Genomic DNA, 13867 nt, shown 5'->3' with positions numbered 1-13867 from the left:
GCTAGGGTCTGGGGGTCAGGGCCGGGGAGGGGTGGGGTACGTGGGGTGTGAGCAGGTGTCGGGTTCGCCGGGCGGAGTGGTGCACGCCGAGAGCCGGGAGTTCCTGGCCCGGGAGGGGCTGCCGGCCGCGGGGGCGTTCCTGGAGTTCGGCGCGGTGCGGCCGTTCCCGGCGGACGCGGAGCGGCTGTTCGTCCTCGGGGAGACGGACTACTGCACGCCCTTCGCCGCCCTCGGCAACCTCGTCCTGCTGGACGGGGCGACCGGTGAGGTGTTCCTGGACAACGGCGGCCCGCGACGGGACCTGCTGGCCTCCGACCTGACGGCACTGGCCGGCCTGGTGCGGGAGGTGGAGGCCGTCGCCGAGGCGGCCCGGCGGCCGGAGGCGCTGGACGGACGGCGCGGCCCGGCCGTGGTCGCCGAGGTCGTGGCACGGGCCGAGCAGCGGATGCGGGAGGTCGATCCGGGCCTGTTCGTGCACGGCTCCACGCCGCCCGCGCACTGGGGCACCGCGCTGCTGGTGCACGCGCTGGGCTGGGGTGCGCTGCCGGGCGGTCCGGGCGGGCCCGCGTACGAAGTCGGCCCGGAGCTGGTGGCGGAACTCGCGGCACTGACGGACGAGGACGACGGCCCCGGCCGGGTGCACCGCTTCCGGCCCGAGCACCTGCCCGCCGCCCTGGTGCACGAGCCGACCCGGCGGCTGCTGACCGACGTCGGGCTGCCGCTGGGCGGGGCGATGTTCGGGGTGTGCGACGAGCCGCTGGTCACCATGGGCGAGGCGTACCCGGAGTACTTCGACGGCGAGGAGGACCGCCCGTACCAGCGGGACTTCATCGCCCTCGGGGACTGGCCGACGGACCTCACGATCGCCCTGGACGGCACCACCGGCCGCCTGGAGCTGCCCGACTGGTACGACGACGGCCAGCCCGAGGCGTACCTGAACCGCGACCTGTCCGCCCTGCTCTACGCCCTCTGGACGTACGAGCGGCTGCGCGTCGAGTGGGAGCGCTGGGAGTACGGCCGGGGCCACGACACCTGGGCGGTGTTCGACCCGCAGTCGCTGCTGAGCACGGTGGTGGACCGGCTGGTGGAAGCCGTCGACCCGGAGGCCTTCGCCTCGCCCGGCTGCTCCTGGCGGCTGCTCGCCGAGGACGGGCACATGGGCGGAATGCTGGGGTGACACCGCTCCCCGCCCGGTCGACCACTGCGCGGCGGCCGGGCCTAACCTGGACCGATTCTGATCATCCGGAAGGACGGACGAGGATGCACAGCGATACGGGGGACCTCTACCGCGGCTTCGCGGAGCGGGAGGCGCGCGGCAACTCGGCGGTCTACCAGGACCTGGCCGAACGCGTCGCCGAGGACGGGCAGGTGCGCGCGCTGCTGGACGGGCTGCCGGCCGCCAAGCGGCAGCCGAACCTGCTGTTCGGCACCGTCCGCCACCTGGGCGGCCCGGTGACGGAGGGCTGGCCGGCCTTCCGCGCCTGGGTGACGGCCCACTGGGACGAGGCGTCGGCCACCATGCTGGAGCGCCGGACGCAGACCAACGAGTCGGGCCGCTGCGCCACCCTGCTGCCGCTGCTGGCGACGCTGCCGCAGCCGCTCGCGCTGATCGAGGTGGGCGCCTCGGCCGGTCTCTGCCTGTACCCGGACCGGTACCGCTACCGGTACCTGCCGGCCGACGGTGTGGGCGGCGCCCCGGTGGCCGAGTTCGGCGCCGCGGCGAGCCCGGTGACGCTGGACTGCGCGGTGAGCGGGCCGGTGCCGCTCCCCGCGACCCTGCGGGAGCGGCTGCCGGAGGTGGTGTGGCGGGCCGGGATCGACCTCCACCCGCTGGACGTCCGGGCCGAGGAGGACGTGCGCTGGCTGGAGTCGCTGGTCTGGCCGGAGCAGACCCACCGGCTGGACCGGCTGCGCGGCGCCGTGGAGGTCGCCCGCGCCGAGCCTCCGCTGCTGGTGCGCGGTGATCTCAACGCGACGGTGCGGGAGTTGGTGGCGCAGGTACCGGCGGGGGCCACCCCGGTGGTGTTCCACAGCGCCGTGCTCGCGTACCTGTCGCCGGAAGCGCGGGAAGAGTTCGCGGCGACCGTGCGCGAGCTGCCCGGGCACTGGGTCTCCAACGAGGCGGTCTCCGTGCTGCCGGCCGTCGCCCGGCGCCTGCCCCGCCCGGCCCCGCCCGGATCCGGACTGTTCGCGCTCGCCTTGGACGAGCGGCCGGTGGCCTTCACCGGGCCGCACGGGCAGTCGCTGGACTGGTTCGGCGACGCGTAGGCGACACGCAGGCGACACGTAGGCGACGCGGGCGGCAGTGGGCGGGGCGGGTGCCGCGGACGGGCAGTGGGCGGGGCGGGTGCCGCGGACGGGCAGTGGGCGGGGCGGGTGCCGCGGACGGGCAGTGGCCGGCCCGGCTCCGACGGGCAACGGCGAGACCGGACTTGAAGCTGCCGCAGCGGCAACTTCTACCGTCGTGACCACGGCCGGAAGAACCGGCCCGGTACGACGAACGTGGAACCCGGGATCGGACCCGGGAGCGAGGGGAGGCGGCCATGGCCTGGCCGATCGCGGAGGTGGCCCGGATGTCCGGGGTGACCGCCCGGACCCTGCGGCACTACGACGAGATCGGCCTGCTGCCGCCGGCCCGGATCGGCTCCAACGGCCACCGCTACTACGAGGAAAGGCAGTTGCTGCAGCTGCAGCAGATCCTCGTGCTGCGGGCGCTGGGCGTGGGGCTGCCCGAGATCGCCCAGATCCTGGGCGACCAGGTGGACGAGCTGGACGCCCTGCGGGGCCACCACCGGCGGCTGGTCACCGAACGCGACCGGCTGGACGCCTTGGCCGCCACCGTCTCCCGCACGATCGCCGACCTGGAACACCTTCGGAAGGACGGCACGCCCATGACCATCAATCGCCCCGAGAACCTGTTCGAGGGCATCCGGCCCGCCGACGTCGACGCCAGCCTGCGGGACTTCCCCGAGCACGTCGAGGCCACCCGGCGCGCGACGGCCGCGATGAGCCCGGAGGAGATCGAGGCCGGCCAGCGCGAGCGGACCGCACGCATGATCCACCTGGCCGAACTGCTGGCGGCCGGCCACCCGGCCGACGCCGAGCCCGTGCAGAGCACGATCGACGAGGAGTACCGGATGCTCGGCACCCTCCGGCCGGTCCCGGTGGAGGAGTACCTGGCGATCGCCCGTTCCTGCACCGAGAACGACCGGTGGAGCGCCGCGTACGAGGCCATCGCCCCGGGCCTGGCCGCGTACCAGCGGGCCGCCATGGAGGCGTACGCGGCGGCGCGACTGACCTGAGTGCGGCCGACCCCGCCGAGTGAGCCGAACCCGCCAGAGTGGGCCGGCCGCTCCGGGTGAGCGGCCCCGCCGGGTGGGCCGTTCCCGCGGGGCGCCCTTCCACCGGTCGGCCGGTGGAAGGGCGCGCCGCCGGGTTCGTCCCCCGTCGTCACTCCGTCCGCAGGGCCGTGACCGTCCGGGTCCGGGCCGCCCAAGTGGCGGGGAGGGCGGCGCCGAGCAGGGCCAGCGCCACGCCGCCGAGGACCAGCGGCCCCACCACCGAGGGGCCGAACACGCCGAGGTCCGTGTCAGGCACGCCGATCCCGGCGGCGCGGGCCATCGCGGGCATCACCCAGTGGTGCACCGCGACCCCGAGCGGCACCCCTATCAGCCCGGCCACCAGCCCGCTGCCGCAGACCGAGGTGAGCACCATGCCGACGGTCTGCCGCGGTGACATCCCGAGCGCCTTGAGCACCCCGAGGTCGTGCACCCGCTCCCGGGTGTCCAGCAGCACCGTGTTGAGCACCCCGAGCCCCGCGACGACGGAGAGCAGCAGGGTGAGCACCCCCGCCAGGGTGTTCATCGCCAGCACCACGATGTTGACGTGCTGCTCGCCGGGCTCGGCGCTCAGCCCCATCGGCCGGACCGCGCCGTCGAGCGCGTCGGCGTACGCCTTCGGGTCGGTGCCGGGGGTGAGGTCGATGTGGAAGGCGATCGCCTCGGCGGCGACGGCGCCGCCGAGCGGGGCCAGCGTGGCGCGGTCCACGTACACGAAGTCCTCGGTGGCCAGGACCTCGCCGGTGACCCTCGCCGGGGTGGTGCGCCCGTGGTCGGTGAGCGTCACGGTGTCACCGACCTTCGCCTGGTTGGCGCGGAGGAAGGCCGATCCGACCACGACCTCGCCGGGGCCGCTGAACCAGCGGCCGGAGACCAGTTGGTAGCCGGCCCGCGAGACGTCACCGCTGAACGCGACCACCTCGGAGCGGCCGGTGTTCCCGGCCACGGCGGCCTGCGCCGGGACGCTGCTGTACCAGGCCCCGGTCCCCCGGCCGGCGCCGATCGCCCGGGCCACGGCCGCCTCGTCCACCTGCTCGGCGGGCTTCGTACCGCCCTCGATCGGGGCCTGGACCACGACCTTGCCGCCGCGCCCGGCCTCCAGGCCCTCCTGCAGCAGGCCGAGCGAGAGCGTCAGGCCGACGCAGAGGGTGACGCCGGCCGTGCCGAGCACCACCGCGGCCCCCGTGGTCGCCGAGCGGCCCGGCCGGTTGAACGGGCTCGCCAGCCCGAGGCTCAGCGAGCGCGGCACCGGCAGCCGACCGATCCCGCTCCGGACCCGCGCCGACAGACCCGGCACTCCGGCGTCGCCGGGTCCGCCCCGGGCGGCCAGGGCGGCGACCCGTTTCGCGCCCGGCGCCGTCCGGCCGACCGCGAGCGCCTCCACCGTGCGCAGCCGTCCGGCCCGCAGCGCCGGCACCAGTGCGGTGCCCGTCACGGCGGCCAGGGCCGCCAGCGGGACGGCGAGGTCCACCCAGAGCGGGATGCCGAGCAGGCCGCCGCGCAGCGCCTTGCGGGCGATGCCGAGGACCGGTACGGAGAGCACGTTGCCGCCGAGCACGCCGAGCGCCGTGCCGGTCCCGGCCGGGATCAGCGCCTGGCCGACGTAGGCGCGCGCCACTTGGGCCGGGGTGAAGCCCAGGGACTTGAGGATGCCGATCCGCCGGGTGGCGGCGGTGACGGCACCGCTGACCACGACGCCGATGATCAGCACCGACATGGCGAGGCCGAGCACCCCGAAGGCCGTGACGAACGGGACGAAGGTCGAGGCCGTCCGGTCGGCCTCCTGCTGGGCGGGACGGTAGGAGGTCGCCCGGACGAGCGCGCCGGCCGGCACCGCGGCGGCGAGCGCGGCGTGGTCGGCCTCCACCTCGGCGTCGGTGCCGGCGCGGGCGAAGCGGTAGAGGTACTGGACGGCGGCCGTGGTGCCCGGCGCGGTCAGCCCGGCGACCTGCTCGGGGGCGATCCAGCCGTCCGCGCTCCAGGAGACGGAGGAGGCGAGGCCGACCACCTTGAGCGTCGGGTGCCCCGGCAGGTCCGGGAACTGCATGCCGTCGCCGACGGCCAGCGGCGAGCGGCCGTCCGGCAGCACCACCTCGCCGGGGCCCGCGACCCACCGGCCCGTGGTGATCCGCAGGCCGTCCAGCGGGCCGTCCTGCGCCCGGCCGACCAGCGTCATCGGCGGGAGCAGGCTGCCGGGCGGCGGCAGCTCGGTGCCCTCCCCCGAGCGCGGCCGGACGGTGACCGCCGGGTACGGGCCGGCCGAGGCCGTGACACCGGGCGCGTCGGCGGCCGCGGCGAGCCGGTCGGGACTCGCCGCGGTCGGGTCGTAGAGCACATTGAGGTGCGCGCCGTGCTGGTCGGTGAAGGACCGCTGGTAGGGGCCCCGGGCGGCGACCAGCAGACCGACCGCGAGGATGCACGCCGTCACGGACATCATCGTGGTGAGCACCATGACCAGGGTCTGCACCCGCTTGCGGCCCACCCCGGCCCGGACCACCTTGCCGAGGGCGCTCATGCGTCCACCCCGCTCCGCTCCCCGGGGGCCGGTGCGGCCGCGCTGTCCCGGACCAGCCGGCCGTCGAGCAGTTCGATCGTCCGGTCCGCGCAGGAGTCGGCGAGCGCGGTGTCATGGGTGACCAGAACGATCGTCTGCCCCTCCGCGTTGAGCCCGCGCAGCAGGTCGCGGACGTCGGCGGCCGAGGTGGTGTCCAGCGCGCCGGTGGGTTCGTCGGCCAGCAGCACCGGCGGACGGTTCATCAACGCCCTGGCCACCGCGACCCGTTGGCGCTCGCCGCCGGAGAGCCGGCCGGGGAACGCCCTGGCGTGCCGGGCCACCCCCAGCCGCTCCAGCAGCTCGTCGGCCCTGGCCCGGGCCGGCTCCCGCCGCATCCCGGCGAGCTGGGCCGGGAGCAGCACGTTGTCCTCGACGTTCAGGTCGTCCAGCAGGTTGAAGAACTGGAACACCATGCCGATCCGCCGCCGCCGGAACTCGGCCAGCGCGGCCTCGCCGAGCCCGTGGACGGCCACCCCGTCCACCTCCACCGTGCCCTCGCTCGGGCGGTCGAGGCCGGCGATGAGGTTCAGCAGGGTGGACTTGCCGCTGCCCGAGCGGCCGAGCACGGCCAGCGCCTCGCCCGCCCGCACCTCCAGGTCGAGCCCGGCCAGGGCGGGGCGGGCGGCGTCGGATCGGTCGTACGTCCTGCTGACGCCGCGGATCCGGATGATCGGCGCGTTCACTGGCCCTCCACGGTTCTCGGTCCGGCACCGGGCGGACCCGGACCGGCTGACGGGACACGACGCTACGAACCGGCCCGGGGGCCCGGCCAACCGTCTGGACGGCGTCTTGGGGGTGTATCCAGATACACCCCGAACTGGGTGTCCAGGCCTAGAGCGCCGGCCGCCGCGGCCCGGCAGACTGAGCCACCGTAAAGATCGGAACCGGGGTCCGCAGGGCCCGCGGGGGCTCCGGGACCGAGGGCTTCGAAGCCCCGGGCGGAGGCTCCGGGACGGCGAGGGGGCGCTTCATGGGTGTGCAGGCGGTGACGGACGTGGCGGCCCGGGTGGGCCGGGCCTGCGTCGACGGCGTACGCGCCTGGTACGTGGTGACGCTGGCCGTGACGGGCCTGGTCTCGCTGCTGGCCGGGCCGCTGCTGCTGGCCTCCGCGCTGTTCGGCCCTGAGGAGTCCGGGCGGTTCGGGCCGGGCGGCCCGTTCATCCTGGTGGTCCCGTTCGGAGTGGTCGCCCTCTGGGCGCTCTGCTGGGCCACCGGGGGCGGCGGCCGGGCCGTCGGCGCCGCCCTGTTCGCCCCGGGCGCGCTCGCGGTGATGGCGACGCACCTCTACGGCGGCGCCGCGCCCGGCGGCCGGTCCGTCTCGCTCTGGCTGTCGCCCGCGCTGCTGATGCTCGCGCTGTTCGGCGCGCGCTGGATCGCGGGAGAGAGCAGGCGGGTGGTCGGGAAGTGGAGCGGGCGGCCGGTCCCGGTGCCGTACCACCGCCCGCCCGGCCTCACCGGCCCCTGGCAGCGGCTGCGGGCCGGCGGCTGGCTGGCCGACCCGGCGACCTGGCGTGACCTGCTCTGGGCGCTGCTCACCGGCTTCGCGGTGCTGCTCACCGCTGCGGTCGTCGTGCTGACCCCGGTCGCCCTGGAGGTCTTCGGCCGGAACGGGCCGTTCTTCCCGCTCGGCGTGTTCTACGGGATGGGCCTGTACGCCGCGCCGGCCGCCGCCCTGTGGGCCGCCCCGTCGGTCCTGCGGATCCACGAGCAGGCCGCCCGGGCCCTGCTCGGGCCCTCCCGGCGGGCCCAACTCGCCAGCCAGGTCAGCCACCTGGCGCGGACGAGGGCGGACACCATCGACGCCGGGGCCGCCGAACTGCGCCGGATCGAGCGGGACCTGCACGACGGGGCGCAGGCCCGGCTGGTGGCCCTCGGCATGCTGCTGACCGTGGCCGAGCAGTTGAAGGACGACCCGGACGCCCTGGCCCCGCTGCTGGCCGAGGCCCGGACGTCCTCGGTGAAGGCGCTGGGCGAGCTGAGGGACCTGGTCCGCGGCATCCACCCCCCGGTGCTCGCCGACCGCGGACTGGCCGACGCGGTGCAGGCGACGGCGCTGGACCTGCCGCTGCCGGTCACCTTCACCGGCACCCTGACCGGCCGGGCACCGGCACCGGTGGAGTCGGCCGCCTACTTCGCGGTCACCGAGCTCCTGGCCAACGTGGTGAAGCACGCGGGCGCCTCGCGCGTCTGGATCGAGATAGGGCACAGTGACGGGCTGTTGCGGATATCGGTCACCGACGACGGGCGCGGCGGCGCCGACCCGTCCCGGGGCACCGGTCTCAGCGGAACCGAACGCCGACTGGCCGCCTTCGACGGAGTGCTCGCGATCAGCAGCCCGTCCGGCGGGCCCACCATCGTGAACCTGGAGATCCCGTGCGCGTTGTCATCGCCGAAGACCTCTTCCTCCTCCGGGACGGCCTGACCCGGCTGCTGGAGGCCAACGGGATGAAGGTCACCGCGGCGGTCGAGAACGGCGACCAGCTGCTCGCCGCGGTGGCCGCCGACCGGCCCGACATCGCCGTGGTCGACGTCCGGCTGCCGCCCGGCTTCACCGACGAGGGGCTGCGGGCCGCGCTGGCCGCCCGTCAGGCCCACCCCGGCCTGCCCGTCCTGGTGCTGTCGCAGTTCGTGGAGCAGCTGTACGCGCGCGAGCTGCTGGCCGGCAGCACCGGCGGGATCGGCTACCTGCTCAAGGACCGGGTGATGGACGGCGCCCAGTTCATCGACGCCGTCCGACGGGTCTCCCAGGGCGGCACCGCGATGGACCCGGAGGTGATCACCCGGCTGCTCACCCACAACTCCTCGGCCGGCCCGGTCGCCACCCTCTCCCCGCGCGAGCGGCAGGTGCTGGCGCTGATGGCGGAGGGCCGCTCCAACGCCGCCATCGCCCAGCAGCTGGTGATCACCGAGCGGGCGGTCGCCAAGCACACCGCGTCGATCTTCGTCCGGCTCGACCTCCAGCCGTCCGACGACGACAACCGCCGGGTGCTGGCCGTCCTGGCCTACCTCAACAACGCCTGACGGGGGCCGCCGACCACGCCTGAGGGAAGCCGTCCACCGCGTCTGGCGGGACCGCCGGCGACACCGTGGCCTCGACCGAGAAACCGGCACTTGATCGTTCACCAACAAGTGGTGAGCAGCCCTCCGCTGCAGGGGGGTCGCCCGCCGCCGAAGCAGTCATTTAAGCTGGTGAAGTGCTCATCCTTGTTCGCCGTCGCCACGTGGACCTGCTCCGCGTGACCAGCATGTCCTGTCGACGCTCCGGCTGAACCTCGCTCCACCCACCCTCAGGCGGCCCCACCACCCGGCCGCCCCCGCCTCCCGGCTCCCGGAGCACCCGCCGCACCAGGCGTGGCTCCGGCGCCCCCGGTCGACCACCGGACCAGGCCGGGACGAGACCCAGCGGATGTCACACATGACGCAGCAGTACACGCCCGTACCCGAAAACGGCTCCGACTCCGACCTCGCGGACGCCCTCCCGGTGATCGACCTCTCGCTCGCCGACGGCAGCCCGGAGGAACGCCGCCGCCTGCACGACGAACTCCGCGCCGCGGCCACCGGCGTCGGCTTCTTCCAGCTCGTCGGCCACGGCGTCACCCCCGAGGAGACGGCCGCGCTCACCCAGGCCATGCGCGCCTTCTTCGCCCTCCCCGAGGCCGACCGGCTCGCCGTGAGCAACCTCAACTCCCCGCACTACCGGGGCTACACCCGCACCGGCGACGAGCGCACCGGCGGCAGTCAGGACTGGCGCGACCAGCTGGACATCGGCGCCGAGCTACCCCCGCACGTCCCCGGCGCCGGCGAGCCCCCGTACTGGTGGCTGGAGGGCCCCAACCAGTGGCCCGAGGCGCTCCCCGCGCTGCGCACCGCCGCGCTCGGCTGGATCGACCACCTCGGCGGGGTCGCCCGGCGACTGCTGCACGAACTCCTCACCGCGATCGGCGCCCGCCCCGACTTCTACGACGAGGCCTTCGCGGGCCACCCCCACCTGCGCCTCAAGCTGGTCCGCTACCCCGGCACCGCCCCGGACGGCGCCGGCCAGGGCGTCGGCGCCCACAAGGACTACGGCTTCATCACCCTGCTGCTCCAGGACACCGTGGGCGGCCTCCAGGTCGAACGCCAGGACGGCACCTTCCTGGACGTCCCGCCGCTCGCCGGCGCCTTCGTCGTCAACCTCGGCGAGCTGCTGGAGGTGGCCACCGACGGCTACCTGAAGGCCACCAGCCACCGCGTGGTCAGCCCGCCCGGAGCCCGCGAGCGCTTCTCCGTCCCGTTCTTCTACAACCCGCGCCTCGACGCCCACATCGAGCCGCTGGACTTCCCGCTCGCCCACCACGCCCCCGGCGCCACCGAGGACCCGGACAACCCCCTCTTCGCCGACTTCGGCCTCAACGAGTGGAAGGGCTACACCCGGGCCCACCCCGAAGTCACCCGCCGCCACCACGCCGCCCTCGCCTGACCGACCGGGGCCACCGGGGAAGCCCCGGTGGCCCCGGGATCGGCCCCGACGAGCCGAAGGGCCACACCCGGGCGCACGCACCCGCCACCGCCCCGGCGGGCCACCGGGACCCGCACGCAACGCCCCTGCCCCGAGCTGCCCCCGGCAGAGGGGCAGGGGCATCGCCGTGCCCACCCGCCGCCGGACCCTCGCTCCTCCGCCCGGCCCCGACACCGGCGACGAGCACCCCCACCGAACCGACCGCGCTCACCCAGTGGACCCGCGCGGACATCGCCGTGCCCACCCGCCGCTGCCCCCGCCCGACCGGGCCCCGACAGCCGACGACGAGCACCACCCCGGACCCGACCGCGCGCCACCCCGGTGGACCCGCTCCGGCCGCACTGTCACACTGCTGCTGTCACAGCAGGAGTGTGCCAGCGCGGGAGGCAGCAGATGGGGGAGCACGGTGCCGGGGCGGGCGAGGTGCGGCTGACGGTGGACCAGTTGGCGGCGCGGGCCGGGGTGACCGTGCGGACCGTGCGGTTCTACGGGACGAAGGGGCTGCTGCCGCCGCCGGAGCTGGGGCCGCGGCGGGTCGGCCTGTACGGCGCGGCGCACCTGGACCGGCTGGGGCTGATCGAGGAGTTGCAGCGGCAGGGGCTGACACTGGCGGCGATCGAGCGGTACCTGGCGCGACTGCCCGAGGACAGCACGCCGCTGGACCTGGCGATCCACCGGGCGCTGGTGGCGTCCTGGACGCCGGAGGCCGCCGAGGAGCTGGGCCGGGCGGAGCTGGAGCGGCGGGCCGGGCAGGGGTTGTCGCCGGCGCAGGTCGAGCGGCTGGCGGCGATGGGCGTGCTGGAGCGGACCGACGACCCGGAGGTGTTCCGGGTGGATCCGGGCCTGCTGCCGCTGGGCGTGCGGATCCTGGACGTGCCGATCCCGCTGGAGACGCTGCTGGCGGCCCGCGAGGTGGTGCTGGAGCACAGCCGGGCGACGGCGCGGGAGTTGCAGCGGCTGTTCCGGGAGACGGTGTGGAAGCCGTACCGGGAGAGCGAGCCGGAGCCGGCGGAGCTGGTCCGGATGAAGGCGCTGACGGACCACATCCAGCCGATGGTGGCGCAGGCCCTGGTCACGGCGTTCCAGCGCTCGCTCCGGGAGGAGCTCGGCGAGGAACTGAACGAGGAACTGACCCAGGACCCGAGCGAGGAACTCGGCGAGGCCTAGGAGCCCGGGTGGGGCCGCGACGCGCGCGGCCCCACCCGGCCCCACCCGGCCCCGGGCGGGCTCCCTGGTCAGTCGGTGAACGTCCGGCCCTCCGCCGCGATCCGCTCCAGCAGCGCCGGGGGCGCGAACCGCTCGCCGTACGCGGCGGCGAGTTCGCGGGCGCGGGCCGCGAAGCCGGCCGGGCCGCCCTCGTACCCGTTGATGTACTGGAACACGCCGCCGGTCCAGGCCGGGAAGCCGATGCCGAGGATCGAGCCCACGTTGGCGTCGGCGACCGAGGTCAGCACACCCTCCTCCAGGCAGCGCACCGAGTCCAGGGCCTCGCTGAACAGCATCCGTTCCTTGAGGTCCTCGAAGGGCACCTCGGCCGGGTCGGTTCCGGAACCGGAGCCGGAAGCAGCACCGCCGCCGAAGTGCTCCAGCAGCCCGGGCCAGAGCCGCCCGCGCCGGCCGTCCTCGCCGTACTCGTAGAAGCCGGCGCCGCCGCTGCGTCCCGGGCGGCCGAACTCGTCGACCATCCGGTCGACCACCGCGTCCGCCGGGTGCGGGGTCCAGGTGCCGCCGCCGGCCTCGGCCGCGCGCCGGTACTCGTCGCGGATCTTGCGCGGCAGGGTGAGGGTGAGCTCGTCCATCAGGGAGAGCACCTTGGCGGGGTAACCGGCCTGGGCGGCGGCCTGCTCGACGGAGGCGGGGTGGATGCCCTCGCCGACCATGGCGACGCCCTCGTTGATGAACTGGCCGATCACCCGGGACGTGAAGAAGCCGCGCGAGTCGTTGACCACGATCGGGGTCTTGTCGATCTGGCGGACCAGGTCGAAGGCCCGGGCGAGGGCCTCGTCGCCGGTCTGGGGGCCACGGATGATCTCCACCAGCCGCATCTTGTCGACCGGCGAGAAGAAGTGCAGGCCGATGAAGTCGTCGGTGCGCCGCACGCCCTCGGCGAGCAGGCCGATCGGCAGGGTGGAGGTGTTGGAGCAGAGCAGCGCGTCGGGGGCGACGACGCCCTCGATCTCCTGGAACACCTTGTGCTTGAGCTCGGTGTTCTCGAAGACGGCCTCGATCACCGCGTCGCAGCCGGCCAGGTCGGCGGCGTCGCCGGTGGGGGTGATCCGGGCGAGCAGTTCGTCGCGCTTGGCCTCGGTGGAGCGGCCGCGGGCGACGGCCTTGTTCAGCAGGCCTTCGGAGTAGGCCTTCCCACGCTCGGCGGCCTCGGTGCTGACGTCCTTGAGCACGACCTCGATGCCGGCCTTGGCGCAGGCGTGGGCGATGCCCGCGCCCATCATGCCGGCGCCGAGCACGGCGACCTTGCGGACCAGCCGCTTCTCGACGTCCTTGGGTCGCCCGGCACCGGAGTTGACGGCCTGCATGTCGAAGAACAGCGCCTGGATCATGTTCTTGCTGGTCTGGCCGCAGGCGAGTTCGGTGAAGTAGCGGGCCTCGATCACCATCGCGGTGTCGACGTCCACCTGGGCGCTCTCCACCGCGGCGGCCAGGACGTTGCGCGGGGCCGGGTAGGGCGCGCCGTTCAGCTGCTTGCGCAGGTTGGCCGGGAAGGCGGGCAGGTTGGCGGCGAAGGCCGGGGTCGCGGGGGTGCCGCCGGGGATCTTGTACCCCTTGACGTCCCAGGGCTGGACGGCGGTCGGGTTGGCGTCGATCCAGGCGCGCGCCCGGGTGGTCAACTCCTCCCGGGTGTCGACCAGTTCGTGCACCAGTCCGTGCTCCATCGCCTGCGCGGGGCGGTACTGGCGGCCCTGCAGCAGGAACTTCAGCAGAGCGTCGGTGATGCCGAACAGCCGCACGGTGCGGACGACTCCGCCGCCGCCGGGCAGCAGGCCGAGGGTGACCTCGGGCAGGCCGATCCGGGCGGCCGGGGTGTTCAGCGCGATCCGGTGGTGGCAGGCGAGGGCGATCTCCAGGCCGCCGCCGAGCGCGCTGCCGTTGACGGCGGCGACGACCGGCTTGCCGAGGGTCTCCAGCGTGCGCAGCGAGCGCTTGATCCGCATGGACTTCTCGAAGACGGCCTCGGCGTCCTCGGCGCGGGCGGCGGAGAGCATCCGCAGGTCTCCCCCGGCGAAGAAGGTCTTCTTGCCGGAGGTGATCACCACGCCGCGCAGCGCGTCGCCGAGGCCGGCCAGGCGCGCGACGACGGCTTCGAAGTCGGCCGTGAAGGCCTCGTTCATGGTGTTGACGGACTGGGTGGGGTCGTCGAGGACGAGGGTGACCACGCCGTCCTGGTCCTGCTCCCAGCGGATGGTGGTGGTGTCGCTCATGAGTTCAGGGTCTCCGAGGGGATCCGAGGGACGGGGGGGG

General features: G+C 74.9%; 10 protein-coding genes. 7 read left to right on the top strand and 3 right to left on the bottom strand.

Going from position 1 to position 13867, the window contains the following annotated elements; all coding sequences use genetic code 11:
• Positions 1 to 55 precede the first annotated feature (55 nt).
• From ACZ7KX_RS13865 to ACZ7KX_RS13855, 3 genes are all read left to right on the top strand, one after another.
• Positions 56 to 1177 carry an SUKH-4 family immunity protein gene (locus ACZ7KX_RS13865; protein WP_470326625.1) on the top strand — a complete coding sequence of 374 codons (1122 nt, stop codon included), beginning with the start codon at positions 56 to 58 and terminating at the stop codon, positions 1175 to 1177.
• 83 nt (positions 1178 to 1260) lie between these two features.
• On the top strand, positions 1261 to 2268 hold the full coding sequence (locus ACZ7KX_RS13860; protein ID WP_470326624.1) for a DUF2332 domain-containing protein: 1008 nt from the start codon (positions 1261 to 1263) through the stop codon (positions 2266 to 2268).
• A 275-nt stretch (positions 2269 to 2543) separates the two neighbouring features.
• The gene (locus tag ACZ7KX_RS13855; protein ID WP_470326623.1) at positions 2544 to 3302 is read left to right on the top strand and encodes a MerR family transcriptional regulator; all 759 of its coding nucleotides are present in this window, start codon (positions 2544 to 2546) and stop codon (positions 3300 to 3302) included.
• Positions 3303 to 3450: 148 nt separating this feature from the next.
• Here the strand turns inward: ACZ7KX_RS13855 and ACZ7KX_RS13850 are convergent, their stop codons facing one another.
• Together ACZ7KX_RS13850 and ACZ7KX_RS13845 are read right to left on the bottom strand one after the other, a co-directional pair.
• On the bottom strand, positions 3451 to 5853 hold the full coding sequence (locus ACZ7KX_RS13850) for an FtsX-like permease family protein (protein WP_470326622.1): 2403 nt from the start codon (positions 5851 to 5853) through the stop codon (positions 3451 to 3453).
• Entirely contained in the window at positions 5850 to 6575 is a 726-nt protein-coding gene (locus tag ACZ7KX_RS13845) for an ABC transporter ATP-binding protein (protein WP_470326621.1), read from the bottom strand. The genes ACZ7KX_RS13850 and ACZ7KX_RS13845 overlap by 4 nt, the downstream gene beginning before the upstream one ends.
• Before the next feature lie 287 nt (positions 6576 to 6862).
• Between ACZ7KX_RS13845 and ACZ7KX_RS13840 the strand changes: the two genes are divergently transcribed.
• The 4 genes from ACZ7KX_RS13840 to ACZ7KX_RS13825 all read left to right on the top strand — a co-directional run bounded on the left by ACZ7KX_RS13840 (position 6863) and on the right by ACZ7KX_RS13825 (position 11557).
• Positions 6863 to 8314, top strand: coding sequence for a sensor histidine kinase (locus ACZ7KX_RS13840; RefSeq protein ID WP_470326620.1), 1452 nt, complete (start codon positions 6863 to 6865; stop codon positions 8312 to 8314).
• Positions 8266 to 8913, top strand: coding sequence for a response regulator transcription factor (locus ACZ7KX_RS13835; RefSeq protein WP_396551289.1), 648 nt, complete (start codon positions 8266 to 8268; stop codon positions 8911 to 8913). The genes ACZ7KX_RS13840 and ACZ7KX_RS13835 overlap by 49 nt, the downstream gene beginning before the upstream one ends.
• Before the next feature lie 394 nt (positions 8914 to 9307).
• Positions 9308 to 10351, top strand: coding sequence for an isopenicillin N synthase family dioxygenase (locus ACZ7KX_RS13830; RefSeq protein ID WP_470326619.1), 1044 nt, complete (start codon positions 9308 to 9310; stop codon positions 10349 to 10351).
• Between the two features lie 432 nt (positions 10352 to 10783).
• A complete protein-coding gene (locus ACZ7KX_RS13825; protein ID WP_470326618.1) occupies positions 10784 to 11557 on the top strand; it encodes a MerR family transcriptional regulator in 774 nt (257 codons plus the stop codon).
• A 68-nt stretch (positions 11558 to 11625) separates the two neighbouring features.
• Here ACZ7KX_RS13825 and ACZ7KX_RS13820 read toward each other — a convergent pair whose 3' ends face one another.
• Positions 11626 to 13827, bottom strand: coding sequence for a 3-hydroxyacyl-CoA dehydrogenase NAD-binding domain-containing protein (locus tag ACZ7KX_RS13820; RefSeq protein WP_470326617.1), 2202 nt, complete (start codon positions 13825 to 13827; stop codon positions 11626 to 11628).
• Positions 13828 to 13867 lie beyond the last annotated feature (40 nt).

The sequence above is a fragment of the Kitasatospora sp. NPDC038210 genome (assembly GCF_055600605.1).
The sequence above is the reverse complement of the archived record's forward strand: the minus strand, read 5'-3'. Positions and strand labels throughout refer to the sequence as shown.